Raw genomic sequence first — 24,798 nt, 5'->3', positions numbered from 1 at the left:
GGCCTACCAGACGCCGGTATTGCCCATGGAAAGCCAGGGTTCGGCTGCCGGCAAGCTGCCGTTCTTCTGCAGAATCTCGATCGAGATGCCGTCCGGAGAGCGGACGAAGGCCATGCGGCCGTCGCGGGGCGGGCGGTTGATGGTGATTCCACTGTCCATCAGCTGCTGGCAGGTGGCGTAGATGTCATCCACCTCATAGGCGAGGTGACCAAAGTTGCGTCCACCGGTATAATCCTCCGTGTCCCAGTTATAGGTCAGCTCGAGGCAGGGGGCGCCATAGGCTTCAGCGTCGGAAATGTCGTTGGTGGCAGCAAGGAAAACGAGCGTGAAACGGCCCTTTTCGTTCTCCGAGCGACGGATTTCTTTCAGTCCGAACAATGTGCAGTAGAAATGCAGCGAGGCATCGAGGTCCTTCACGCGGACCATGGTATGGAGATAACGCATTCTATTTCCTTTCGAATGTTGGGTCGTAACCCGGATAGGCGAGCGGACGTCAGCTTCGGGCAAGACATGACGCTAAAATCAGCAACTGGGAATAACCGAAAACAGGACTTGCGCTTATCCGTTACCAAGATGTTAATCTTGATTTCAAGAATCAGTTAACCGTAACAGTGTGACGCGTAATGAGGGGCTGGCGACATGGCTGATAGGATTTCATCGAAGGAGTTCATTGAGCTCGAAGAGCTATCGGGGGATAGCGTCGATCTCATTGAAATCACCGGTGTCGTTAAGTGGTTCGATGTCGCCAAGGGATTCGGTTTCATCGTCCCCGACAACGGCATGCAGGACGTGCTCCTTCATGTGACCTGCCTGCGCCGCGATGGCTATCAGACGATCCTGGAGGGCACCCGCATCGTCGCGCTGATCCAGCGCCGCGAACGTGGCTATCAGGCCTTCAAGATCCTCTCGATGGACCAGTCCACGGCAATCCATCCTTCGCAGCTGCCGCCGGTGCGCACCCATGTGCAGGTCACCGCGACGAGCGGCCTGGAGCGGGCTCTGGTGAAGTGGTTCAACCGCACCAAGGGCTTCGGATTCCTGACGCGCGGCGAAGGCACTGAAGACATCTTCGTCCATATGGAAACGCTGCGCCGCTTCGGCCTCACCGAGCTGCGTCCCGGCCAGGTCGTGCTGGTGCGCTTCGGGCCCGGTGACAAGGGTCTGATGGCCGCCGAGATTCACCCGGATATGCCAAGCCCGGCAAGCCGCGCCCACTGATGTTCAGGATTGATGAGAATGCATAGAATCAAAGGCGCCTTATTGGCGCTTTTTTTCATTGTGGCAGCACCCGCTTTTGCCCAGCAGCAACAGCCGATGGCCTTCGACAAGGAACCGCTGGCCGTGCAGACGGCCTCCGGCAAGATGCTGAACTTCACCGTCGAGATCGCCTCGACGAACGAGCAGCGTCAGTATGGGTTGATGTATCGCAAGGAAATGCCTGAGAATGCCGGAATGCTGTTCGACTTCGGGCAGTCGCGCCGGGTGACGATGTGGATGGAGAACACCATCCTGCCGCTCGATATGCTGTTCATCGACAGCAAGGGCGTCATCCGTCACATCAAGGAAAATGCCGTGCCCTTTTCGGAGGACATCATCGATTCGATGGGCGATGTGAAATACGTCGTCGAGCTGAACGCCGGCACAGTCAAGAAGCTCGGCATCAAGACCGGCGACAAAGCCGCCAGCGCGACAATCACGAAAAAATAAGGGGAAGCTTACTGCTTCTTCTTTGCAGCCTGCGCCTGGGTCACCGCAGCCTGACGCATGCGTTCCATGAAGCGCGCCATCTTCGCCTTGACCGAACCATAGGTGCCAAGCTCGAAATTGCAGCTGTAGCAGCTGATGATGTCGTTATCGAGCGGCTGCGGGCGCGGGAAATTCATCCGGGTCTTGCCGCATTTAGGGCAGGGGATTTCGACTTGCATGACCGGCTCCCGTACCAGCGGATGACCGCCTGCTTACCGTAGAAATCTAGGGAAAATGGTCGGAGTGGAGAGATTCGAACTCCCGACCCTCTGGTCCCAAACCAGATGCGCTACCAGACTGCGCTACACTCCGTCTGAGGGGGCAATACACGCTTCGCCGGGGGGCCGCAATATCAAAAACGCGTTTGTCCCATCCTTAAATGCGGCTTTTGCATTCAGGATAGTGTCAGGAAGCCTCTCCATGGTCGCCCGGATTTTAAGATGGGCGGCCAGAGGCTTGAGTCGGATGGTCCGCCCGGCGCGGAGCGAACCTGACAGCATGGCCATGACACTGAAGACGGCGCGGATGCGCCCCAAGATCGGCAGCATCACGCTCGCCGTTATCGTTTCGCTCTATATCCTCGTCGTTGCCAATTACACGTTCTGGAGCCGGGCCTACGTCTATTTCGACGGCCACCGGTTAGCTTTCGCCGGATTCGTTATCGGCATGATCGCGCTGACGGTGGCGATCGCCGTCACCGTTTCGGTCAAGTATCTCATCAAGCCGGTGCTGATTCTGCTGTTGCTGGCGGCTGTCGCGGCCGCCTGGTTCACCGACAGGTTCGGCGTCATCATCGACCGTGAGATGATCCGCAATGCCGCCGTCACGACGCAGTCGGAAGCGCAGCACCTGATCACCACGAAATTCATTCTCTACATGCTGTTGGCCGGCGTCCTGCCGTCGCTGTTCATCGCTGCCGTGCGCGTCGTCCACCGGCCGTTCCCCAGCAAGTTTCTGCACAATATGGCGGTGATCGTGCCCTGCATCACAGTCATCGCGGTGATCGGCATCGGCTTCTATCCGACCTATGCCGCCGTCGGCCGCATCCATCGCGATCTGATGATGACCATCAATCCGCATTTTCCGCTCGGCAGCGCGGTCTATTTCACCGCGACCTATGGCGACAATCTCAATCTCGTGCGTCAGCCGATCGGCACGGACGCGCACCAGATCCCGGCGGCTTCCCCGGCCAAGCCGCGTGTGCTGATCATCGTTGCCGGAGAGACGGCCCGCGGGCAGGACTTTTCGCTCGGCGGCTATGGCCGCGATACCAATCCGGAGATGAAGGCGCGCGGCGTCACCTTTTTCCCCGATGTCACCAGTTGCGGCACAGAGACGGCCGTCTCCATTCCCTGCATGTTCTCCGTCTACAAGCGGACGGAATACAGCTACCGCAAGGGGCTGGTCACCGATAACCTGATCGATGTTCTCGGCCATGCCAAGGTCGGCGTCGAATGGTGGGACAACGATACCGGCATGTACGGTGTCGCTGACCGCATCAAGTACAAGTATCTGCCCGACAGCCGCGATCCGCGGTACTGCAAGGACGGCGAGTGCCTGGACACCATCCTGCTCGACAAGCTCGATGACTGGCTTTCCAGCGTCAAGGGCGACAGCGTGCTGGTGCTTCACCAGCTGGGGAGCCACGGCCCGGCCTATTATCTGCGCTATTCCGACAGCGCCCGGCGCTTTACCCCCGATTGCCGCGCCGCCGATTTCGCCACCTGCAAGCCGGAAGAAATCACCAACGCCTATGACAACACCGTTGTCATGACCGACCAGGTGCTGGCCGCGGTGATCGACAAGCTGAAGGCGCATCAGGCCGCGCTGGCCGGTTCGATGATCTATCTCTCCGACCACGGCGAATCGCTGGGCGAAAACGGCATCTATCTGCATGGCGCGCCGTATTTCATCGCGCCGAAGGAGCAGACGCATGTGCCGATGGCGCTGTGGCTGTCGGATGATTTCGCCAGCGAGACGAGGCTCGACACCGCCTGCATTGCCGCTCGCGCCAAGCTGCCTGCCTCGCACGATAACCTCTTCCACAGCGTTCTAGGCCTGATGGAGGTGGAAACCAGCGTCCGCGATGCGTCGCTCGACCTTATCTCCCCCTGCCGGCGGCCCACGGACAAGCTTGCCGCCAAGTAAGCAGCGGCAGTTGGGTGCGGCTCGGCTTTTTTCTTGAAACCGCAGGGATTCGCGGATAAGCAAAATTCATCTCTTTGCGTTAGATAGAGCGGAGGGAACCGTGCTGGTGACGGCGCGGCAGTTTGAAATTCCAGCGGATGTTGTCCGCGTATTAGGAGGCGAATGCAGCGATGTCTGCCAAGATCTACCGTCCAGCCAAGACCGCCATGCAGTCCGGCAAGGCCAAGACGCATCTCTGGGTGCTCGAGTTCGATCAGGAGCAGCCGCGCAAGATCGATCCGATCATGGGCTACACCTCTTCGGGCGACATGCGCCAGCAGGTCAAGCTGACCTTCGAAAGCCAGGAACTGGCCGAAGCCTATGCCAAGCGCAACGGCATCGAATACCGGGTGCTGCAGCCCAAGGATCCGATCCGCCAGACTGTCGCCTATCCGGATAATTTCCGTTATACCCGCACACAGCCCTGGACGCACTGAGTGTCCGTGTATGCCGCGTTTCGCCGCTATCGCTGGATAGCGGCCGGATGGCCCCTTAGCTCAGCTGGATAGAGCACCTGCCTTCTAAGCAGGTGGTCGCAGGTTCGAATCCTGCAGGGGTCGCCAATTCTTTTTTCCGAAAATTTTGAACGCAAAAGCGGCGCCTTGGTGCCCCTGCCGAGGAATTGAACCTGGATCGGCTGCTAACGGCGCAGCTGCTCTGACGTTGAGCTACGAGGGGCGTGAGGCATTGTATGCCTCCGGCGTGCCGCGGCTTCAACGCGTTCTTCGCCGGACGGTTAGCCGGTAAGCTTAATGCACATGATGCCGAAGGCATGATGATTGAAAAAGGCCCGGTGATGAACCGGGCCTTTTCTCGCTTACTGCGGGGTGTTGCCACCGGCTGCGGGCGGCGTAGCCGGGGCCGGAGTAGCGTTTGTATCGGCCGGTGCCATCGGCTTTACGGGAGCCGGTGCCGGTGCTGCCGGTTCCGATTGCGTCGATGCCGTCGTCTGCGGGTCGGTAGTCGGCGTGCCGTTCCACTCCGTATAGGCAAAGGCCGCGACGGCGACCACGGCGATCGCTGCCACCCAGCCGACCCAGGCGTTGGATTTTTCAGCGCGGACAGGGGTGGCGCGGTAGTCGGGAGTGCCCGCCGGATCCAGCGGACGGTTCGGGTCATTCAGGTTGTTCGGGTCGTATGTCATTGTCTCTTCTCCTCTTCACATGGGAGGGAAACTGACATTCACGCTTATTTGTTCCCGAGGCGGTCATTGCTGTTGCCGCTGTCCGGCCCGTGACTGCATCGCAGAGCCGTTCCATGCGGCAAGGGACGAGAGCAGGAGCGCCACCGGAAACGCAGGCCTGTTTGCCGGAATCAATCGTTCCAGCGGAAGATCGGGCGATAGACGCGATTGGCGATCATCAGGCTGCGGTCCGGCCGGATGATGTAGGTTTCCTCGACCTCGCGGCCGCGATTGTCGACGAAGGTGTGCGGAAACTGCGAGCCGATCGGCGACTTGGTCAGCTTCGTCCGGGGTTGGCCGTTATAGGTGATGCTGCCCGGGATCGGTGCCAGGCCTGGGCCGGAGATATCGCCGGTCGCCGTGCAGCCGGAAAGAACAGCACCCGCGATGATCGCTGCGGCAAGAGAGAGTTTCATCGGGCTGCTCCGTCGGTTGTTTGTTATCTCAGGCAACTAGGCCTTCGCTCGCTCTTGTCTATGGCCGGTATCACAGCGATTCGCCAACCGCCGCCTGTTGACGAAGAAGTGTATGCTTCCGGCACGCCTTGGGCGGATCTTTGCTTCGCGGTAACCGTGGCTCATTCTTGCGTGAAACAATGCTAATATTACTGCGTTCGCTTTTCATGGACCTGACCGCGATGGCCAAGTCCACGGACCGGCCAACGGCCGTGTCCAAGGACCGGGCTCGAGGCCCTGTCCATCTGATCGAAGGTGCGCGCGTTCCGTCGATTTTCGGCTGCCGGTGATCCGGCATTGAGAAAACGGAGGAATATCATGACTTACGCTCATTCGAGGACCGCGATCGCCGTCCTTGCATCCGCCTGCTCGATTTTCGTCATGCCGGTCAGTTCTGTTCACGCTCTCGATATCTCCATCGGCGGCAGCAACGGCATCAATGCCAGTGTCGGTCTCGGCTCCGGCAGTTCCGGCGGCCTTGGCGCCAATGTCGGCGCTTCCGTCGGTGGCTCAGGTGGCGTCAATGCGAATACCAACGCAACGGTCGGCGGGTCCGGCGGTCTCGTTGATGCCGATGTGAAAGCCAGCGTCGGCGGCAGCAATGGCGTGAATGCGGCGGTCGGCGCCAATGCGGGCGGCAGCGGTAGCCTCGCGGACGTCGATGCCGGCGTATCGGCTGGCGGCGGCAGTGGTGTGAACGCCAATGCCGGCGCAACTGTCGGTGGCAGCAATGGTAGTATCCTCGATACGGATGTCACCGCGTCGATCGGCGGATCGAACGGCATCAACGCCAATGTGGGCGCAAATATCGGCAATGGCGCAGGCGCCAATCTCGGCCTTGGTATCGGCGGCGGCTCGTCCGGTGGTGGTGCATCCAGTGGCGGCAGTGGAAGCGGGATGACGCCGAGTGCGGTTACCCGCGAATTCAGCAGGATGGATGCCAGTGATCAGAGGAAGATGCTGGTTCGCTGCCGCGACATTGCCTCTGGTGGCTATGATGCTGGGCTGACTGGGCTCTGCAAGATGCTGCGGACGCTGGCATCCCGCTAGAGCCGCAAACAAAAAAGCCGCCGGATCGCTCCGGCGGCTTTTTCTGATCTGTTATCCGCTTAATGTAGGATCTGGCTGAGGAACAGCTTGGTGCGCTCGTGCTGCGGATTGTCGAAGAATTCGGCCGGCGAATTCTGCTCGACGATCTGGCCCTGGTCCATGAAGATCACGCGGTTGGCGACCTGGCGGGCAAAACCCATTTCGTGGGTCACGCAGAGCATGGTCATGCCTTCTTCAGCCAGACCGACCATCGTATCCAGCACTTCCTTGATCATTTCAGGATCGAGCGCCGAGGTCGGCTCATCGAACAGCATGATCTTCGGATTCATGCAGAGCGAGCGGGCGATCGCCACGCGCTGCTGCTGGCCGCCGGAGAGCTGGCCGGGATATTTGTTTGCCTGCTCCGGGATCTTGACGCGCTTCAGGAAGTGCATGGCGACTTCTTCCGCCTGCTTCTTCGGCATCTTGCGCACCCAGATCGGCGCCAGCGTGCAGTTTTCCAGGATCGTCAGATGCGGGAAGAGGTTGAAGTGCTGGAACACCATCCCGACTTCGCGCCGCACTTCGTCGATCTTCTTCAGGTCGTTGGTAAGCTCGGTGCCATCGACGACGATCTGACCCTTCTGATGCTCTTCCAGACGGTTGATGCAACGGATCATCGTCGACTTGCCGGAGCCCGACGGGCCGGCGATGACGATGCGCTCGCCACGCATGACCTTCAGGTTGATGTCGCGCAGAACGTGGAAATCGCCATACCACTTGTTCATGTTGACGATATCGACGGCGACTTCGGTCGTGGAGACGGTGAGCTTCTTGGTTTGAGCTTCAGCCATATTTGTTACCCTCAATTCTTATCGTTTGTGGCCGGTGTCGAGATGGCGTTCCATGAACACCGAATAGCGAGACATGCCGAAGCAGAAAATCCAGAAGACAAAACCCGCAAAGATCAGACCTGTCAACGGTGTTACGGCCGACGCCCAGTTGCCGTCGGAGAAGTTCAGACGAACGATGCCGAGCAGGTCGAACATGCTGATGATCGAGACCAGCGAGGTATCCTTGAACATGCCGATGAACGTATTGACGATGCCGGGGATGACGAGCTTGATCGCCTGAGGCAGCACGATCAGACGCATCTTCTGCCAATAGCCCAATCCAAGCGAATCCGCGCCCTCATACTGGCCCTTCGGAATGGCCTGCAGACCGCCTCGGATGACCTCGGCCATATAGGCCGACGCGAAGATCGACACGCCGATCACGGCGCGCAGCAGCTTGTCGACGTTCCAACCCTGCGGCAGGAACAGCGGCAACATGACGCTGGCCATGAACAGGACGGTGATCAGCGGAATGCCGCGGATGACTTCGATGAAGATGACGCAGACCATTTTCACGACCGGCATTTTCGAGCGGCGCCCGAGCGCCAGGATGATGCCGAAGGGCAGGGAGACCGCGATGCCGACGAAGGAGACGACGAGCGTCACCAGAAGGCCGCCCCAAAGCGGGGTTTCCACGACTTCGAGACCGAGACCACCATACAGCAGCCAGAGCGAAACGAGCGGCAGCGCCACGAAGAGCAGCAGAGCGTTCAGCCCCTTGCGCGGCATCGATGGCATCAGCATCGGCACCAGCAGGGCGGCGAACATGATGAAAACAAGCGTCGGACGCCAGCGGTCGCTGAGCGGGTAGCGGCCGTAGACGAACTGGTCGAGCTTGGCGTTGACGAAGGCCCAGCAGGCGCCGCTCCAGCCATCCGGCTGCGTGCCGCCCTGAACGGTGGTGGCGCAGAAGGTGCGGTCCGTACCGGTCCAGACGGCCTGGATGAACAGCCAGTTGATCATGTGCGGCAGCACCCAAGCAAGAACTGCGATGGCGATCACCGTCAGGATGATGTCCTTCGGGGTTGCAAGCAGGTTACGCCTGATCCAGGCGATTGTGCCGCGTTCGCTGGAGGGAGCCGGTTCGGGCTGCAGCATGGCATTGCGGACGAAAGAAATGTTGGGACCCGACATCTTATCTCTCCACCAGTGCCATTTTGCCGTTGAACCAGTTCATGAACAGCGACGTCAGAATGCTGAGGGTGAGGTAGACGGCAATCCAGATGACCACGACTTCGATCGACTGGCCGGTCTGGTTGAGCGTCGTACCGCCGACGGCAACGAGATCCGAGAAGCCGACGGCGATTGCCAGCGATGAGTTCTTGGTCAGGTTGAGATACTGGCTGGTGAGCGGCGGAATGATGATGCGGAAGGCCTGCGGCACCACGACGAGGCGGGTGACGGAGGAGGGATGCAGACCGAGCGCACCTGCGGCTTCCGACTGTCCCTTCGGCACGCCGCGAATACCGGCACGCACGATTTCGGCGATGAAGGCTGCGGTGTAGAAGGACAGCGCCAGGAACAGCGACATGAATTCCGGCCCGACGACGGAGCCGCCGGTCAGATTGAACTTGCCTGCGATAGGAACGTCGAAAGTCATCGGCAGACCGGCCGCCAGGAAGGCGAGAATAGGCAGGCCGGCGATCAGAGCGATCGACACCCAGATCGTATGGAACTGCTTGCCGGTGGCCGTCTGGCGCTTGTGCGCCCAGCGGGCGATGATCACCGTGGCGACGATGCCGATCACCAAGGCTGCGAGGACAGCCCACATGCCGGTATCGAAGATCGGCTTGGGAAAGGCGAGGCCGCGATTGTTCAGGAACATGCTGAACGGCAGATGCACGGATTCGCGCGGCTGCGGCAGCACGGCCAGAACGCCGGAATACCAGAAGAAGATGACCAGCAGCGGCGGGATGTTGCGGAACACCTCGACATAGACGGTGCACAGCTTGGCGATAAGCCAGTTATGCGACAGACGTCCGATGCCGACGATAAAGCCGATGATCGTCGCGGTGATGATGCCGGTGACGGCAACGAGAATGGTGTTCAGGATGCCGACGACGAGCGCGCGGCCATATGTCGAATCGCTCGAATACGGGATCAGCGACTGGCCGATCTCGAAGCCGGCGCGCCCGTTGAGAAATGCGAAGCCAGATGCCGTATTGCTGCGCTGCAGGTTGAGCGCGGTGTTGTGAGCGACCCATGCCACGAACAGCACCAGCAGAAGTACGGTCAGAACCTGGAAAAATATGCCCCTGAATTTGGGGTCGTAAAGTGCCGACTGGAGCGTCCAGTGGCTCTCCGGCAAAGGTGTCGTGTGCACAGCCTCTTGCGTCATGCCGAGCCTAATCCCCTATGCGCCCGTTTTTGGGCTTTTTTTCTTTGAAGATGGAAAGGCGGTTTCCCGCCTTTCCGGCATTCTTGTCGAAAGCTTAGCGAACCGGCGGAGCGTACTGGATGCCGCCCTTGTTCCACAATGCGTTCAGGCCGCGTGCGATCTTCAGCGGGCTGCCCTGACCGACGTTGCGTTCAAAGACTTCACCGTAGTTACCAACGCCCTTGATGATGTTGTAGGCCCACTCGTTGGTCAGGCCGAGGTCGGTACCGATCTTGGTATCGGCTTCGGTGCCGAGGAAGCGCTTGATATCCGGGTTCGGCGAATTCTTCATCTCGTCGACGTTTGCCTGGGTGATGCCGAATTCTTCAGCGTTCACCAGGGCGTAAGCCGTCCACGAAACGATATCGAACCACTGGTCGTCACCCTGGCGCACTGCCGGGCCGAGCGGCTCCTTGGAGATGATCTCCGGAAGGATCATGTGCTCGTCAGGGTTCTTCAGCGTCAGACGCAGCGAGTAGAGGCCGGACTGGTCGGTCGTGTAGACGTCGCAACGGCCGGAATCATAGGCAGCGTTGACTTCTTCGAGCTTCTCGAAAACGACCGGATTGTACTGAAGGTTGTTGGACTTGAAGTAGTCGGCGAGGTTGAGCTCGGTCGTGGTGCCGGACTGTACGCAGACAGCGGCGCCGGAGAGTTCGAGAGCCGACTTCACGTTCAGGCTCTTGCGAACCATGAAGCCCTGACCGTCGTAATAGGTGACCGGACGGAAGTTGAAGCCGAGAGCTGTGTCGCGGTTGATCGTCCAGGTGGTGTTACGCGAGAGAACATCGACTTCGCCCGACTGCAGAGCCGGGAAGCGGTCCTTGGCGGACAGAGGCGTGTACTTGACCTTGGTCGGGTCGCCGAAGACGGCGGAAGCGACGGCCTTGCAGAAATCAACGTCGAAGCCGGCCCAGTTGCCGGATGCGTCAGGCTGCGCAAAACCCAGGAGGCCCGAGTTGACGCCGCACTGAACGAAGCCCTTTGCCTTCACGTCTTCAAGAGTGGTTGCCGAGGCCGCATGGGCGCCAAGAGCGAAAACTGCTGCGCCGACGGCGGCGGACAGGAGCTTAATCTTCATTTTTCCCAACCTTTTATCTGTTGTCTTATGTTTTTGTGGGAGGAGAGGCGAAGAAAACCCTGTCCCCCCAATTTCTCGACACCCTCCCGGCGCGAGTGGTTCTATCACAGTCGCAAATGCCAATACGGTCAAGTGTCGCGGCTAATAAATGCGGCAAAATTCGGCATTTTGGCAAAATGCGCCGTTCTGATAGGCAGTTGGATAGTATTTGGGCAGTGTTTTGCGGAAAAATACCGCGCAATTCACTGATATATCTGCGAAAGTAACGTTCCGGGTAATTTTCGGCCCGGCGCGGCTACGGGGTTGACCCGACTTTTCCTGAGGTCCAAAACTCGCCCATTGCATCCCTCGCCAAAGGCTATTTCAGACTATGAAAGACAAAGACGGTCTCCTGCAGAACGCCGGTATCAACACCCGCCTCTCGCATATCGGCAACGACCCTTCGGAATACCACGGTTTCGTCAATCCGCCCGTCGTGCACGCATCGACGGTGCTGTTTCCGAATGCCAAGGCGATGGAAACACGCGGGCAGAAATACACCTATGGCACCCGCGGCACGCCGACCACCGATGCGCTCTGTGAGGCGATCGACGAGCTCGAAGGTTCCGCGGGTACGATCCTCGTGCCGTCGGGTCTTGCCGCCGTCACCGTGCCGTTCCTGGCGTTTCTGTCTTCGGGCGATCACGCGCTGATCGTCGACTCCGTCTACACGCCGACCCGCCATTTCTGCGACACCATGCTGACGCGCATGGGCGTCGAGGTCGAATATTACGACCCGGCGATCGGTGCCGGCATCGAGCAGCTGTTCAAGCCGAATACCAGGCTCGTCCATACGGAAGCGCCGGGCTCGAACACGTTCGAGATGCAGGATATTCCGGCGATCGCCGCGATTGCCCACAAGCACGGCGCCGTCGTTGCCATGGACAATACCTGGGCCACGCCCGTCTATTTCCGCCCGCTCGATTTCGGCGTCGATATCTCGATTCACGCGGCAACCAAATATCCGGCCGGCCATTCCGATATCCTGATGGGCACCGTCTCGGCCAATGCCAAGCATTGGGAGCAGCTGAAGGAAGCCAACATCACGCTCGGCATCTGCGGCGCACCCGATGACGCCTATCAGGTGCTGCGCGGTCTGCGCACCATGGGCATCCGCCTGGAGCGTCACAATGAAAGCGCGCTCGCGCTCGCCAAGTGGCTGGAAGGCCGCGAAGAGGTGGCCAAGGTGCTGCATCCGGCGCTGCCGAGCTTCAAGGGTCACGACATCTGGAAGCGTGACTTCAAGGGCGCCAGCGGCATCTTCTCCTTCGTGCTCAAGGTCGATTCCGCCGAGCAGTACAAGGCGAAGGCCCATGCCTTCCTCGATGCGCTCAGCATCTTCGGGCTTGGCTGGTCCTGGGGTGGCTTCGAATGCCTGGCCGTTCACGTCAACCTGAACGACCGCCGCATCGCAAAGGCGCCGGAAGGCGGTCCGCTGATCCGTCTGCAGATCGGTCTCGAAGACGTGGCCGACATCAAGGCCGATATCGAACGCGGCTTTGCAGCAGCCAAGGCCGCCTGATCAGCCAAGCGGCCGGTAGCCGTAGATCCAGTCGAGATCCGCCGCGAGGCTTTGCGGCGGTTTCAGCGACAGCACGATATCACGCCCGATCCTGACAGGGCCGCGGGCGTGATAGGCAAAGCGGTTGAATGCGCCGCGCTTGCGGATCTTGGCGATCCGCGGCCCCCGATGCGCCTCGAAGCGGGGCAGGGCCTGCTCGATGGGATTGCTGCCCAGAAAATAAGCCAGCTCATAGGCATCTTCGATTGCCATGGCCGCGCCCTGGGCGGCAAACGGCATCATCGCATGCGCAGCGTCGCCGATCAGCACGCGGTCGCGCCCGTCCTGCCACGATCCCTCGGATGCTTCGTAGAGCGGCCAATAGGTCGGCTCGATATTGCGAAGCAGGGCCAGAGCTTCGGGATGCCAGCCGCGGAAGCGCGAACGCAGGGTCTCCAGCTGGTGACTTGCCGTGCCACTGTCCCACCGCTCAGTGCTTTCATTGCCGCTGGTGATGGCGACGAGATTGAAGCTCGCCGATTCCTTCAGCGGATAGCAGACGAGATGCACCGATCCACCGAGAAACGCCGAGACGCTGTTCCTGTCGAGAAAGTCAGGCGCTGCGGCGGCTGTGATCGTGAAGCGATAGGCGATGTTGCCGGAAAATCGGGGCGAGGGCGAACCATCGATCGCGGCTCGCGTCTTCGACCAGACGCCGTCGGCGCCGATCAGCACGCCCGGGCCATTAGACGGCAAGCCTGCGGATTCGATTGGAGTACCAAGGTGCAGCTGGCAGAGCGGATTGGCGCGCACCGCATCCAGAAGCACGCGCTGAAGCGTTGCACGGTGCAGGACACCATATGGCGCATCCCATCGCTCACGGGCGAAACGGCCGGCGGGAACGGCGGCGAGCTGCCGCAACGTGTCGCCCGCAACGAGCCGGATCATCTCCGGCTCGTGCCAGCATTTCTCGATCTCACCGAGAACGCCGAGTTCACGGAGAATGCGCGATGCATTGGGGGAAAGCTGCAGGCCGGCACCGACCTCTGCCAGTTCGCCGGCCTGTTCGAAAATATCGGAACGGATGCCCCGTTTGGCCAGTGCCAGCGCGGCTGTCAGTCCTGCAATTCCTGCGCCCGCAATGGCGGCGTGCTCGACCGGCATCGTTTGTCCGATCTTCAGGAGAGAATGATCAGGCGGCCTTCACATGGAAGACGCAGCCGGCCGGGTTCGTCTGGTTGGCCTTCAGCGCGCCATTGAAACGAAACAGCGTCGAGCAATAGGAACAGACCTTTTCGTTGTCGTCGCCCATGTCGATGAAGATATGCGGATGGTCGAACGGCACGGATGCGCCGGTGCACATGAATTCCTTCACGCCGACTTCAATCACGCGGTGTCCGCCGTCGTTCTGGAAGTGAGGAATGCTGTGGCCGGCCATGTCTGTCTCCGAATGCTTTGAAATTTGGCCGGACATTACCGTCCTTCGCCGCAAATGTGTAGAGCCAAAGCGCCGCAAGCGGCATGGTTTTTTGCCCGCCGGGGTTCACCTCGCGGCAGCGATAAAATATGTTCCGGCGCAAACAGGGGCCTGCCTTTATGAATTTGAATACGCCTGCATTCTCCAGCTTCACGCATGACGGCCTGAAACTCGCCTATTTCGACGAAGGCGACCCGAATGGCCCGCCGGTCCTGCTGATTCACGGCTTTGCGTCGACGGCGAGCGTCAACTGGGTGCATCCGGGCTGGCTGAAAACGCTGGGCGATGCAGGTTACCGCGTGATCGCCATGGACAACCGCGGCCACGGCGCCAGCGACAAGCCGCACGATGCCGAAGCCTACCGCCCGTGGATTATGGCGGCGGACGCGATGGCGCTTCTCGATCATCTCGGCATCCCCGAAGCAAACGTCATGGGCTATTCGATGGGTGCGCGCATTTCTGTCTTTGCGGCGCTCGCCAATCCGCACCGCGTCCGCTCGCTGGTGCTTGGCGGCCTCGGCATCGGCATGACCGATGGTGTCGGCGACTGGGACCCGATCGCCGACGCGCTGCTGGCGCCGTCGCTCGATACCGTGACCCACGACCGCGGCCGGATGTTCCGCGCCTTTGCAGAGCAAACGAAGAGCGACCGCGAAGCGCTGGCCATGTGCATTCGCGGATCGCGCGATCTGGTTGCCCGGTCCGACATGGGCAAGATCGAGGCGCCGACGCTGATCGGCGTCGGAACAAAGGACGACATTGCGGGTTCGCCTCAGGAACTTGCCGCCCTGATGCCGAATGCCGAAGCGCTCGATATTCCGGGCCGCGACCATATGCTGGCTGTCGGCGACAGGGTTTTCAAGAAAGCGGTTCTGGAGTTTTACGAGAAGGTCGCCTGACGGTGACATGCCGCTGTTGAGCGGATATTCACGGAAAAATCATTCTAGAAAGCGCTGGCGGCCCGACCCATTTATGTTACAGCCGTTTTGCTCTATACACTGACGTTCCCACGGGAAATGAGGAGACCGGTAATGGTCGCGAAGACAGACATTCGTCCTCTTGAAGCTGCAAGCCCGCTCAAGGTGATGGATCCGATCTGGGACAGCCTGCGCGAAGAAGCGCGCATTGCTGCCGAGAAGGATCCGGTACTGGCGGCTTTCCTTTATTCGACGGTGATCAATCACCGCTCGCTGGAAGAATGCGTCATCCACCGTATCTGTGAACGCCTCGACCACCCGGACATGCAGGCGACGCTGCTGCGCCAGGCTTTCGATGAAATGCTGTCGGAATGGCCGGAATGGAGCGACATCCTGCGCGTCGACATCCAGGCGATCTATGACCGCGATCCCGCATGCCTCCGCTTCATGGAAGCCGTGCTCTATTTCAAGGGCTACCATGCCCTGCAGACGCATCGTCTGGCGCATTGGTTGCTGAACCGTGGACGCCGCGATCTGGCGCTCTATCTGCAGAGCCGTTCGTCCAGCGTCTTCCAGACGGATATCAATCCGGCGGCGCGGATCGGCAGAGGCATCTTCCTCGACCACGCAACCGGTCTCGTCGTTGGCGAGACGGCCGTGATCGGCGACAACGTTTCGATCCTGCATGGCGTGACGCTCGGTGGCACCGGAAAGGAAGGCGCAGACCGCCATCCGAAAATCGGCAGCGGCGTGCTGATCGGAGCGGGCGCGAAGATCCTCGGCAATATCGAGATCGGCTACTGCTCGCGCGTTGCGGCAGGCTCGGTGGTCTTGAAGGCCGTTCCGCCGAAGACGACCGTCGCAGGCGTGCCGGCGAAGGTCGTTGGCACCGCAGGGTGTTCGGAGCCGTCGCGGGTCATGGACCAGGTGATTGGCGCGGATATCTGAGCCGGTCATATTCGCAGAGGCTGAAAAAGCTGGCGAAAATCGCAAGGGGAAAGCCGGGCACGTTGGCTTGTCTCAACCTTTACAGCGCCACTTTTCGTGTGCAAGAAGCGGCCACCAGAGACCGCTAGGAGATCAAATGTGAAGCCCGAAGAACTCAAGAAGCTCGACGCCTACTTCAAGAAAACGCTCAACCCGGAGATCGTCGTGAAGGCGCGCCCGCGCAAGAACGACTCCGCTGAAGTTTACCTCGGCGAGGAGTTCCTGGGTGTCGTCTATATCGACGACGAGGACGGTGACCGCTCCTATAACTTCTCGATGGCGATCCTCGACGTCGATCTCTGATCCAGCGCCGATTGACATTGCGTGACGGGCCGCTTTTGCGGCCCGTTTGCGTTTTATGGCACGCAATCGGTCCTCAACGCTGGATCGCGCCGCTCTCTGCTCCATTTTAGTGATTGCGAATGCGATCAATCATCATGGAGGCCTGGGACATGGGAATTTTTCGACAAGATCAAGCACGCGATTTTCGGGGAGGCGAAAGCGGCTCCCGTTACGGCGGCAGCCGCGCCTAAGGCTGAACCGGCCCCGCCATCAGCAGCGCCCACAGCTGCGTCTGCCGCCGCGGCACCGGCACCTGCGGCTTCCGCTGCGCCAAAGGCGGCAGCGGCCGCCGTCGATATCGTCCCGATCCTCGATGCTGCGGTGAAGAAAAGCGGCCAGAAACTCGACTGGCGCCGCTCGATCGTCGATCTCATGAAGGCCGTCGGCATGGATGCAAGCCTTGCCGAGCGCAAGGAACTGGCAGCCGAGCTCGGCTACTCAGGTGACACAGGCGACTCCGCCAAGATGAACATGTTCCTGCACAAGGCGCTGATGAAGAAGCTCTCCGAGAATGGCGGCAAGGTGCCCGCCGATCTGCTAGACTGAGCCGGTAAACGCAATGTGTTTCGAGGCTTCGCTGGCTACCGGCGAAGCCTCTGGTTGCGCGTGACTGATATATGTCTGCAAAATCAACGATCGACGTACGTTCATCTTTTTCCGGAAAATATGCGGTATCGTGAATGCACGCATGAGTCGTTTTGCATCGCACAAAATCTCTTGACTCCTGATGGTTTGCGGCTACCATTTTTGCTGCAGAGCCGAAGAGGAGGATGCGCATGTTCAACTTTGACGATACGAGCCGCAAGAGCAAGGAAGCCATGGACACGATGCTCAAGAGCTATTCGGATAGCGCCAAGGGCTTCCAGGCAATTGCCACCGAAGCCGTCGAATATTCCAAGAAATCGTTTGAAGACACCGTCAGGCATTTCGAGGCGCTGTCAGGCGTTCGCAGCATCGAGGCTGCCTTCGACCTGCAGAGCAGTTTCGTGAAATCGTCCTATGAAAGCTTCGTCGCCGAAGCCACCAAGATGGGCGACATGTATTCCGACCTCGCCAAGGGCGCCTACAAGTCCTACGAGGCGCAGGTTCCGGCACCGGTCGTGAAGGCCGCGAAAGCTGCCGCACAGGCGACGCCCGCCGCTGCCTGATTCCATGCGCCTTGTGGCGCACCCCTTGAAAAACGAAGACCGGCTACGCACTTGCGGCCGGTCTTTTTTGTTTTCTGCTCTGTTCAAGAAATAGTCCGGGACTTTTTTGGCGTTTGCGTCAAGTCCTGCGGAATTGTGATTGCAGTCGGGAACAAGGGGCTTAAAATCGCAGCATTATGAACTAAGTTAGTGTGTGAGATATTCGGTGGGTAAAGCATCCTCCCATGCACCATCGGACTGATCGAGGAATGAATGAAAATGATCGCAAAGCCGATCCGGATGCAAAACGATGGCGAAAGGAACGGGGACAACGGAAATCGCGGAACCTCGGTCATTACACGTACGAAGCCGAAGACCAAGAAGCCTAATCTCTACCGCGTGCTCATCCTGAATGACGACTACACTCCCATGGAATTCGTCATCCACATCCTGGAGCGGTTTTTCCAGAAAGATCGCGAAAGTGCCACCCGCATCATGCTCCATGTCCATAACCACGGCGTCGGCGAGTGCGGGATATTCACATACGAGGTAGCGGAAACGAAGGTTAGCCAGGTGATGGACTTTGCCCGGCAGCATCAGCATCCGCTGCAATGCGTCATGGAAAAGAAGTGAGGATCACAACGTGCCAACATTTTCGCCTAGCTTAGAAAAGGCGCTCCATCAGGCACTGACCTTTGCCAACGAGCGGCATCACGAATATGCGACGCTCGAGCATCTGCTGCTCGCCCTTGTCGACGACTCCGATGCGGCCGCGGTCATGGGTGCCTGCAACGTCGATCTCGACGCGCTCCGCAAGACGCTGATCGAGTATATCGACAATGAACTCTCCAATCTGGTCACCGGCTATGACGAGGACTCCAAGCCGACATCCGGCTTCCAGCGCGTCATCCAGCGTGCCGTGATCCATGTCCAGTCGTCGGGCCGCGAAGAAGTGACGGGGGCAAACGTCCTCGTCGCAATTTTTGCCGAACGCGAAAGCCATGCCGCCTATTTCCTGCAGGAGCAGGAGATGACCCGCTACGACGCGGTCAACTACATCTCGCACGGCATCGGCAAACGGCCGGGCTCGTCGGAAAGCCGCACCCCGCGCGGTGCCGAGGATGAATCCGAGAGCAAGCCGAGCGCATCGCGCGGCGGCGCCGAAGACGATACAGCCGGCAAGAAGCAGCAGGATGCGCTGAAGGCCTATTGCGTCAATCTCAACGAGAAGGCCAAGACCGGCAAGATCGATCCGCTGATCGGCCGCCACGCCGAAGTCAGCCGCACGATCCAGGTTCTGTGCCGCCGTTCGAAGAACAACCCGCTCTACGTGGGTGACCCTGGCGTCGGCAAGACCGCAATCGCCGAAGGCCTCGCCAAGCGCATCGTCGAAGGCAAGGTTCCGGAAGCGCTCGCCGACGCGACGATCTTCTCGCTCGATATGGGCACGCTGCTCGCCGGCACCCGCTATCGCGGCGACTTCGAAGAGCGTCTGAAGCAAGTCGTCAAGGAGCTCGAGGAATATCCGGGCGCCGTGCTGTTCATCGACGAAATCCACACCGTGATCGGTGCGGGCGCCACTTCGGGCGGCGCCATGGATGCGTCGAACCTGCTGAAGCCTGCTCTGTCGTCCGGTGCGATCCGTTGCATCGGTTCGACCACCTACAAGGAGTATCGCCAGTTCTTCGAGAAGGACCGGGCTCTGGTTCGCCGCTTCCAGAAGATCGACGTCAATGAGCCGTCGATCGACGATGCGATCGAAATCATGAAGGGCCTGAAGCCTTATTTCGAAGAATATCACCACCTGCGTTATTCGAACGACGCCATCAAGTCGGCTGTCGAGCTGTCGGCCCGTTACATCTCGGACCGCAAGCTGCCGGACAAGGCGATCGACGTCATCGACGAGACGGGTGCAGCGCAGATGCTGCTGCCGCCCTCGCGCCGCCGCAAGCTGATCACCGAAAAGGAGATCGAAGCGACGATCGCGACGATGGCTCGCATCCCGCCGAAGACCGTGTCGAAGGATGACGAAGCCGTTCTTGCTAATCTTGAGCAGGAATTGCGCTCGGTGGTCTACGGCCAGGATACGGCGATCGAAGCCCTGTCAACCGCGATCAAGCTGGCGCGTGCCGGCCTGCGCGAACCGAACAAGCCGATCGGCTCCTACGTCTTCTCCGGCCCGACAGGCGTCGGCAAGACCGAGGTTGCCAAGCAGCTTGCATCGTCGCTCGGCGTCGAGATACTGCGCTTCGACATGTCGGAATACATGGAGCGGCACACGGTCTCGCGTCTGCTCGGTGCACCTCCCGGCTATGTCGGCTTCGACCAGGGCGGTCTTCTGACCGACGGCGTCGACCAGCATCCGCATTGCGTGGTTCTTCTCGACGAAATCGAGAAGGCGCACCCTGACATCTACAATATCCTGTTGCAGGTAATGGACCACGGTACGCTGACCGACCACAACGGCAAGAAGATCGACTTCCGCAACGTCATCCTGATCATGACGACCAATGCGGGCGCATCTGAAATGGCAAAGGCTGCCTTCGGCTTCGGCTCGTCCAAGCGGTCGGGCGAAGACGAGGAAGCGCTGAACCGCCTCTTCACACCGGAGTTCCGCAACCGTCTGGATGCGATCATTCCGTTCGCATCGCTGCCGACGGCTGTCATCCACAAGGTCGTCCAGAAGTTCATCATGCAGCTGGAAGCGCAGCTTTCCGAACGCAATGTGACCTTCGACCTGCACGAGGATGCGATCGCTTGGCTGGCGGAACGGGGTTACGACGAGAAGATGGGCGCCCGCCCACTGGCTCGCGTCATCCAGGACGTCATCAAGAAGCCGCTGGCGAACGAAATCCTCTTCGGCAAGCTGAAGAAGGGCGGCGTCGTTTCCGTCACCGTCGGTCCGAAGGAAGACGGAAAGCCAGGCATCGTGCTCAATTCCGTCTCGGAACTGGCGCCGATCAAGCCGAAGCCAGAGGCTGAGGTCATCCATCCCGACGCCGATGGCGAGGATGATGGCGAGCTGAAGACCAAGCCGAAGAAGGCAACGGTCAAGAAGGCCAAGGCCCAAGCCGAGCCTGAAGTGAAGGCGGCGCCGAAGAAGAGCAGCACGGTTCCGAAGGTTCCGCGCAAGAGCTGATCGTCACCGCATGGTGAATTGAAAAAGGCCGCAGTGATGCGGCCTTTTTTGCGTCTGCCGATGCGTGTTTCAGAGCGGCGTGTAGTCGATCTCCATAAAGTCCTCGACCTCGGGCATCCAACGGTCGCGCACGAAAGCTGTATGCGCCGGGTGGACATTATAGGCGTCGTAGCCAGCCTGGTTCTCGAATTCCATCGAGAAGCCGAAGGTGAAGGCGTTCTTGCCGCTGGTCTGCCGGAGCTGCTCGAAATTGCGCACACTCGGGATGGCGGCAAGCGTCAGTGCCTCTGTGAGGAATGCCTTCTCTTCTGCCGAGCCGGCCGGATGCTTCAGGCGGAATGCCACCGTATGACGGATCATCTTTGTCTCCAGGTTTTGCAGCGGCTCAGGGGAGCTCGGCCCTGATCTTTTCTGCATTCGCAGCCAGCACCGCGCCGTCTTCCATCGTGCCGGAATGCGGCTTCAGCGCCACGCCGTCATGGCGGGGGATAACGTGGAAGTGCAGGTGGAAGACGGTCTGTCCGGCGGCCGGTTCGTTGAACTGGCAGACGAAGACGCCGTCGGCATCGAAGGCATCCTGAACCGCATTCGCGATCTTCTGGACGACAGCGATGGCCTGAGACAGCGCGGCAGGATCTGCGTCGAGAATGTTGCGGGACGGAGCCTTGGGAACGACAAGGACGTGGCCAGGTGCCTGCGGCATCACGTCCATGAAGGCCACCGTATGATCGTCTTCATAGACCCGGTGCGACGGGATTTCGCCGCGCAGGATCTTGGCGAAGATGTTGTTGTCGTCATAGGCGGCGCTGGTCATGGTGAAATCTCCTCGTGTTTGCAATCGGGTAGCGCGGTGACGGCGAGTGCTTCAATCCTCCTGCTGCCGCTCTCCCTTGCGGAACGGGCTGTGGTCGGTGAGGATTTCGTTCATGTGCTCGACATCCTCACGCTCGCGCTTGAGATAATCGGCGATCGCCCGGCGCAGACCGGCGTGGGCGACATAGTGGGCGGAATGCGTTGTCACCGGCAGGTAACCTCTGGCGAGCTTGTGCTCGCCCTGCGCTCCGGCCTCGACGCGCTTCAGGCCCTTGGCGAGGGCGAAATCGATCGCCTGATGATAGCAGACCTCGAAATGCAGATAGGGGTGATCCTCGATGCAGCCCCAGTGGCGGCCGTAGAGCGTATCGCCGCCGATGAAGTTGATGGCGCCCGCCACGTAGCGCCCCTCGCGCTTCGCCATGACAAGCAGAATATCATCGGGCATCCGCTGGCCGATCAGCGAATAGAATTCACGGGTCAGATAGGGCCGGCCCCACTTGCGGCTGCCGGTATCCATGTAGAAGGAAAAGAACTGGTCCCATATCCGTTCGGTCAGGTCGCTGCCGGTCAGCCAGTCTATGCTGATGCCGTTTTCCAGTGCTGCGCGCCGTTCCTTCTTCAGTGCCTTGCGCTTGCGTGACGCCAGCGTTTCCAGGAAAGTGTCGTGATCGGCATAGCCGTCATTGATGAAGTGAAACTGCTGGTCGGTGCGATGGAGATAGCCGTCGGTCTCGAAGACCGAGATCTCATCCTCGGGCACGAAGGTGACGTGCGCAGAGGAGACGCCGAGCTGACGCACGACTTCCTTCAGGCTCTCGGCAATCACGCTCTGAACCGGACGCCGCTCAAAACCCTCGGCAACGAGCAGCCGCGGGCCGGTTGCCGGCGTGAACGGGATCGAGCATTGCAGCTTCGGATAATAGCGCCCGCCGGCGCGCTCGAAGGCATCCGCCCAGCCATGGTCGAAGACATATTCGCCCTGGCTATGGTTCTTGAGATAGCCGGGCAGGGCGCCGATCAGCTCGCCCTTTTCCGTCTCCAGAAGCAGGTGATGGCCGAGCCATCCAGTCTCTGCTGTTGCAGAGCCCGATTCCTCAAGCGAGGAGAGAAAGGCGTGAGATAGGAACGGATTGTAGGGGACGGCGTTTGCCGTTTTCGATGTCCCGGAAAGCCGTGACCAGCTCTCCGGGGAAATCGCGGTAAAGGACCGTTCGACGCGGATCGATAGTTCATCAGTCATGGAGCAAAAGACGAGGCCGTTGGGGGAGGAAAGTGGCTCCCTTCCAGTCTGCGCATGATCTTGTCCAAAAAGCGAGCATCAAACCGAAGCGCGGGGATCAAAGCCTTCAAAAGTCATTTGATCGGCATTTTCGAATGTATGCTTGCGGGCCTTCTCGTCGCGCACGGTCCAGGTGATCACAGGGATACCCTTGTCGCGCTGGCCGGAGATGAACGGGTTCGGCAGATCGGCGAAGAAATAGGAGATGAAGTCGAGGCCGAGCGCCATCGCCTTCTCGTGAACCTCGAATTCCTCCGGCTTGTTGCCGCCAGCCGTCAGGCCGACGGGGTAGGGCGCCTTCAGTTCCTTCAGGTCGCGCAGCAGCCAGTGGTCGAAGCTCATCAGCGCAACCTTGCCCTGGTAACCTTCCAGCACTTCGAGCACCGTCTCGGCAAAGCCCTCGTCATCGGCTTCACGGCCTTTGAGCTCGAGCACCAGCGGAACCTTGCCCTGCACGAGATCGAGCAGCTGCTTAAGCGTCGGGATCTTGTCGGCGGTGCCGCCGACGGAGAGCAGGCCGAGCTCCTTGGAGGTCCGCTCGCGGATATCGCCCGGCATGTTGCAGAGGCGCTCGAGATTCTCGTCGTGGAAAACGATCGGAACGCCGTCGGAGGCATAATGCAGATCGCACTCGATGGCGAAACCCGCCTCGACGGCGCGCGAAAACGCCGTCAGCGTGTTTTCCCAGACGAACTTGTTGGTGTCGTGATAGCCGCGGTGAGCGACTGGCAGTTCCTTGATCCAGGCGGCGGAGGTCATGTTATGCGATTTCCATGATGGCATCGATTTCAACGGCGGCGTTGAACGGCAGCGCCGCCATGCCGACGGCAGCGCGCGCATGCTTGCCGGCGTCACCCAGAACATTGGCGATCAGGTTGGATGCGCCGTTGATGACGAGGTGCTGCTCGACGAATTCAGGTGCGGAAGCGACGAAGCCGTTGAGCTTGATGACGCGCTTGATACGGCCGAGGTCGCCGCCGAGTGCGGCACTGGCCTGCGCCAGGATGTTGATGGCGCAAAGCTCAGCGGCGCGCTGACCCGCGGCAACGTCGACATTCCTGCCGAGATGGCCGGTGACGGCGACCTTGCCGCCTTCCATGGGGAGCTGGCCGGAAATGTAGAGAAGGCCGCCGCTGATCACATAGGGAACATAATTGGCAGCCGGAGCAGCGGCTTGCGGCAGGGTTATCCCCATTTCCTTGAGTTTTGCGGCAATCTGGTCGGACATTTTCGCCTCCACTTTCATTGTCAATGCTTCAAAAATTATGCATCAAGACTAGAATGTTGCGTATGACAGCTTCCAGCCTCGATTTGGCCGAAAGCGTTCTTATAACATCGCGGCCGAGTCCAACAGGAGATAATGGATGTTCCGATCGAGTCTTGCCGCTCTGCTTATCGCAAGCGTTTCCGCACCGGCCCTAGCCGCCGCGCCCGCGGCGGGCGCTGCGATCGCGTCGGGCCTCGTGGCGCATCGCGCGATCTATGATCTCGAACTCAAGGACGCATCCGAACGTTCAGGCATCGCCGGCATGTCCGGCCGCATGGTCTATGAGTTTAACGGCAGCTACTGCGAAGGCTTCACCACCAATTTCCGCTTCGTGACGCAGATCGATACCGGAGAAAACACCCGGGTCAGCGACCAGCAGACCAAGACCTTCGAGAACATCAAGGACCGCAAATTCACCTTCGAGACCAAGTCTTTCACCGACGACCAGTTGGACAAGGAAGTCAACGGCGCGGCAAGCGACAAGCCGAATGGCGTGACCGTCGACCTGACGAGCCCGCAGACGAAGGAATTGCAGCTGGCGGAAAGCCGCTTCCCTACGGAACACATGCTCGACGTGATCGAGAACGCCAAGTCCGGCAAACGCTTCTTTGAGGCCCGCGTCTTCGACGGATCCGATGATGGCGACAAGGCGCTGGCGACGACGACCGTCGTCGGCAAGCAGATCAGCCCCAAGGCGGGCGACGAGGCCGATGCCGGCAATGCCGGCGCCTTCGCCAAGCAGGCTTTCTGGCCTGTGACGATTTCCTACTTCAACGAGAACAGCAAGACGGATGCCTTGCCTGTCTACCGGATGTCGTTCAAGCTCTACGAGAACGGCATTACCCGCGATCTCACCATGGACTACGGCGATTTCGTCCTGACCGGCAAGCTCGCGAAGCTGGAAATGCTCGACAAGAAGCCCGAGACCTGTAAGTAGCTGAATAGCCGCTTCGACG

The 24,798-nt window shown here is 59.9% G+C and carries 29 protein-coding genes and 3 tRNA genes; 15 read left to right on the top strand and 17 right to left on the bottom strand.

Annotated elements, in window-relative coordinates; translation table 11 throughout:
- Positions 1–3 precede the first annotated feature (3 nt).
- The gene (gene gloA, locus AC1DNK_RS18580) at positions 4–444 is read right to left on the bottom strand and encodes a lactoylglutathione lyase (protein ID WP_112388008.1); all 441 of its coding nucleotides are present in this window, start codon (positions 442–444) and stop codon (positions 4–6) included.
- Between the two features lie 195 nt (positions 445–639).
- Between gloA and AC1DNK_RS18575 the strand changes: the two genes are divergently transcribed.
- A complete protein-coding gene (locus AC1DNK_RS18575) occupies positions 640–1,218 on the top strand; it encodes a cold-shock protein (protein WP_112388009.1) in 579 nt (192 codons plus the stop codon).
- 12 nt (positions 1,219–1,230) lie between these two features.
- The gene (locus tag AC1DNK_RS18570; RefSeq protein WP_112518634.1) at positions 1,231–1,707 is read left to right on the top strand and encodes a DUF192 domain-containing protein; all 477 of its coding nucleotides are present in this window, start codon (positions 1,231–1,233) and stop codon (positions 1,705–1,707) included.
- Positions 1,708–1,715: 8 nt separating this feature from the next.
- On the opposite strand, the gene AC1DNK_RS18565 is transcribed toward AC1DNK_RS18570, so the two are convergent.
- Both AC1DNK_RS18565 and AC1DNK_RS18560 read right to left on the bottom strand, forming a co-directional pair.
- Positions 1,716–1,925 carry a hypothetical protein gene (locus AC1DNK_RS18565; RefSeq protein WP_148194348.1) on the bottom strand — a complete coding sequence of 70 codons (210 nt, stop codon included), beginning with the start codon at positions 1,923–1,925 and terminating at the stop codon, positions 1,716–1,718.
- A 56-nt stretch (positions 1,926–1,981) separates the two neighbouring features.
- A tRNA-Pro gene (locus AC1DNK_RS18560) sits at positions 1,982–2,058 on the bottom strand.
- Positions 2,059–2,244: 186 nt separating this feature from the next.
- On the opposite strand from AC1DNK_RS18560, the gene AC1DNK_RS18555 reads away from it, so the two are divergent.
- The 3 genes from AC1DNK_RS18555 (at position 2,245) to AC1DNK_RS18545 (ending at position 4,496) form a co-directional block, all read left to right on the top strand.
- A complete protein-coding gene (locus AC1DNK_RS18555) occupies positions 2,245–3,894 on the top strand; it encodes a phosphoethanolamine transferase (RefSeq protein WP_477942681.1) in 1,650 nt (549 codons plus the stop codon).
- Between the two features lie 170 nt (positions 3,895–4,064).
- Positions 4,065–4,370: an ETC complex I subunit gene (locus AC1DNK_RS18550; RefSeq protein WP_112388167.1), complete on the top strand. Its 306-nt coding sequence runs from the start codon at positions 4,065–4,067 to the stop codon at positions 4,368–4,370.
- A 49-nt stretch (positions 4,371–4,419) separates the two neighbouring features.
- Positions 4,420–4,496, top strand: a tRNA-Arg gene (locus AC1DNK_RS18545).
- A 40-nt stretch (positions 4,497–4,536) separates the two neighbouring features.
- Here AC1DNK_RS18545 and AC1DNK_RS18540 read toward each other — a convergent pair.
- The 3 genes from AC1DNK_RS18540 to AC1DNK_RS18530 form a co-directional block, all read right to left on the bottom strand.
- Positions 4,537–4,612: transfer RNA gene (locus AC1DNK_RS18540), tRNA-Thr, on the bottom strand.
- A gap of 138 nt (positions 4,613–4,750) precedes the next feature.
- Entirely contained in the window at positions 4,751–5,077 is a 327-nt protein-coding gene (locus tag AC1DNK_RS18535) for a hypothetical protein (protein WP_112388083.1), read from the bottom strand.
- Between the two features lie 170 nt (positions 5,078–5,247).
- Complete coding sequence (locus AC1DNK_RS18530; RefSeq protein WP_112388084.1) at positions 5,248–5,532, bottom strand: hypothetical protein; 285 nt, start codon at positions 5,530–5,532, stop codon at positions 5,248–5,250.
- A gap of 357 nt (positions 5,533–5,889) precedes the next feature.
- Between AC1DNK_RS18530 and AC1DNK_RS18525 the strand changes: the two genes are divergently transcribed.
- On the top strand, positions 5,890–6,621 hold the full coding sequence (locus AC1DNK_RS18525; RefSeq protein ID WP_477942679.1) for a hypothetical protein: 732 nt from the start codon (positions 5,890–5,892) through the stop codon (positions 6,619–6,621).
- A 59-nt stretch (positions 6,622–6,680) separates the two neighbouring features.
- Here the strand turns inward: AC1DNK_RS18525 and AC1DNK_RS18520 are convergent, their stop codons facing one another.
- From AC1DNK_RS18520 to AC1DNK_RS18505, 4 genes are all read right to left on the bottom strand, one after another.
- Positions 6,681–7,454, bottom strand: coding sequence for an amino acid ABC transporter ATP-binding protein (locus AC1DNK_RS18520; protein ID WP_112388086.1), 774 nt, complete (start codon positions 7,452–7,454; stop codon positions 6,681–6,683).
- Positions 7,455–7,472: 18 nt separating this feature from the next.
- Entirely contained in the window at positions 7,473–8,627 is a 1,155-nt protein-coding gene (locus AC1DNK_RS18515; RefSeq protein ID WP_477942677.1) for an amino acid ABC transporter permease, read from the bottom strand.
- Between the two features lies 1 nt (position 8,628).
- Positions 8,629–9,831, bottom strand: a complete 1,203-nt coding sequence (locus tag AC1DNK_RS18510; RefSeq protein ID WP_477942675.1) for an amino acid ABC transporter permease — start codon at positions 9,829–9,831, stop codon at positions 8,629–8,631.
- Positions 9,832–9,925: 94 nt separating this feature from the next.
- Positions 9,926–10,951, bottom strand: coding sequence for an amino acid ABC transporter substrate-binding protein (locus AC1DNK_RS18505; RefSeq protein WP_112388089.1), 1,026 nt, complete (start codon positions 10,949–10,951; stop codon positions 9,926–9,928).
- Positions 10,952–11,321: 370 nt separating this feature from the next.
- Between AC1DNK_RS18505 and AC1DNK_RS18500 the strand changes: the two genes are divergently transcribed.
- Positions 11,322–12,512, top strand: coding sequence for a cystathionine beta-lyase (locus tag AC1DNK_RS18500; protein WP_477942673.1), 1,191 nt, complete (start codon positions 11,322–11,324; stop codon positions 12,510–12,512).
- Here AC1DNK_RS18500 and AC1DNK_RS18495 read toward each other — a convergent pair whose 3' ends face one another.
- Positions 12,513–13,655 (bottom strand): FAD-dependent monooxygenase, encoded by a 1,143-nt coding sequence (locus tag AC1DNK_RS18495; RefSeq protein ID WP_477942671.1) that lies wholly within the window; start codon positions 13,653–13,655, stop codon positions 12,513–12,515.
- 28 nt (positions 13,656–13,683) lie between these two features.
- Positions 13,684–13,929 (bottom strand): zinc-finger domain-containing protein, encoded by a 246-nt coding sequence (locus AC1DNK_RS18490; RefSeq protein ID WP_112388092.1) that lies wholly within the window; start codon positions 13,927–13,929, stop codon positions 13,684–13,686.
- Between the two features lie 158 nt (positions 13,930–14,087).
- On the opposite strand from AC1DNK_RS18490, the gene AC1DNK_RS18485 reads away from it, so the two are divergent.
- The 7 genes from AC1DNK_RS18485 to clpA all read left to right on the top strand — a co-directional run bounded on the left by AC1DNK_RS18485 (position 14,088) and on the right by clpA (position 20,480).
- Positions 14,088–14,867 (top strand): alpha/beta fold hydrolase, encoded by a 780-nt coding sequence (locus tag AC1DNK_RS18485; RefSeq protein ID WP_477942669.1) that lies wholly within the window; start codon positions 14,088–14,090, stop codon positions 14,865–14,867.
- Positions 14,868–14,999: 132 nt separating this feature from the next.
- Entirely contained in the window at positions 15,000–15,833 is an 834-nt protein-coding gene (gene cysE, locus AC1DNK_RS18480; RefSeq protein ID WP_477942667.1) for a serine O-acetyltransferase, read from the top strand.
- A 138-nt stretch (positions 15,834–15,971) separates the two neighbouring features.
- Entirely contained in the window at positions 15,972–16,175 is a 204-nt protein-coding gene (locus tag AC1DNK_RS18475; protein ID WP_112388095.1) for a DUF3126 family protein, read from the top strand.
- Between the two features lie 168 nt (positions 16,176–16,343).
- Entirely contained in the window at positions 16,344–16,760 is a 417-nt protein-coding gene (locus AC1DNK_RS18470; protein ID WP_477942881.1) for a DUF3597 domain-containing protein, read from the top strand.
- A gap of 230 nt (positions 16,761–16,990) precedes the next feature.
- Positions 16,991–17,362: a phasin family protein gene (locus AC1DNK_RS18465; RefSeq protein WP_112388097.1), complete on the top strand. Its 372-nt coding sequence runs from the start codon at positions 16,991–16,993 to the stop codon at positions 17,360–17,362.
- Between the two features lie 258 nt (positions 17,363–17,620).
- Positions 17,621–17,974: an ATP-dependent Clp protease adapter ClpS gene (gene clpS / locus AC1DNK_RS18460; RefSeq protein WP_112388172.1), complete on the top strand. Its 354-nt coding sequence runs from the start codon at positions 17,621–17,623 to the stop codon at positions 17,972–17,974.
- Positions 17,975–17,984: 10 nt separating this feature from the next.
- Positions 17,985–20,480, top strand: a complete 2,496-nt coding sequence (gene clpA / locus AC1DNK_RS18455) for an ATP-dependent Clp protease ATP-binding subunit ClpA (protein WP_477942666.1) — start codon at positions 17,985–17,987, stop codon at positions 20,478–20,480.
- Positions 20,481–20,549: 69 nt separating this feature from the next.
- Here the strand turns inward: clpA and AC1DNK_RS18450 are convergent, their stop codons facing one another.
- The 5 genes from AC1DNK_RS18450 to AC1DNK_RS18430 all read right to left on the bottom strand — a co-directional run bounded on the left by AC1DNK_RS18450 (position 20,550) and on the right by AC1DNK_RS18430 (position 23,803).
- Positions 20,550–20,840 carry a Dabb family protein gene (locus AC1DNK_RS18450; protein WP_477942664.1) on the bottom strand — a complete coding sequence of 97 codons (291 nt, stop codon included), beginning with the start codon at positions 20,838–20,840 and terminating at the stop codon, positions 20,550–20,552.
- 25 nt (positions 20,841–20,865) lie between these two features.
- Entirely contained in the window at positions 20,866–21,294 is a 429-nt protein-coding gene (locus AC1DNK_RS18445; RefSeq protein ID WP_477942663.1) for an HIT family protein, read from the bottom strand.
- A 51-nt stretch (positions 21,295–21,345) separates the two neighbouring features.
- On the bottom strand, positions 21,346–22,536 hold the full coding sequence (locus tag AC1DNK_RS18440) for a GNAT family N-acetyltransferase (protein ID WP_477942661.1): 1,191 nt from the start codon (positions 22,534–22,536) through the stop codon (positions 21,346–21,348).
- Between the two features lie 78 nt (positions 22,537–22,614).
- A complete protein-coding gene (locus AC1DNK_RS18435) occupies positions 22,615–23,334 on the bottom strand; it encodes a glycerophosphodiester phosphodiesterase (protein ID WP_477942659.1) in 720 nt (239 codons plus the stop codon).
- Position 23,335: 1 nt separating this feature from the next.
- Positions 23,336–23,803, bottom strand: coding sequence for a RidA family protein (locus AC1DNK_RS18430; protein ID WP_477942657.1), 468 nt, complete (start codon positions 23,801–23,803; stop codon positions 23,336–23,338).
- Positions 23,804–23,939: 136 nt separating this feature from the next.
- Here AC1DNK_RS18430 and AC1DNK_RS18425 point away from each other — a divergent pair, with 136 nt between their 5' ends.
- The gene (locus AC1DNK_RS18425) at positions 23,940–24,779 is read left to right on the top strand and encodes a cell envelope integrity EipB family protein (RefSeq protein WP_112388104.1); all 840 of its coding nucleotides are present in this window, start codon (positions 23,940–23,942) and stop codon (positions 24,777–24,779) included.
- The last annotated feature ends 19 nt before the right edge of the window (positions 24,780–24,798 follow it).

It is taken from the genome of Rhizobium sp. 01N424 (assembly GCF_056399485.1).
The sequence above is the reverse complement of the archived record's forward strand: the minus strand, read 5'-3'. Positions and strand labels throughout refer to the sequence as shown.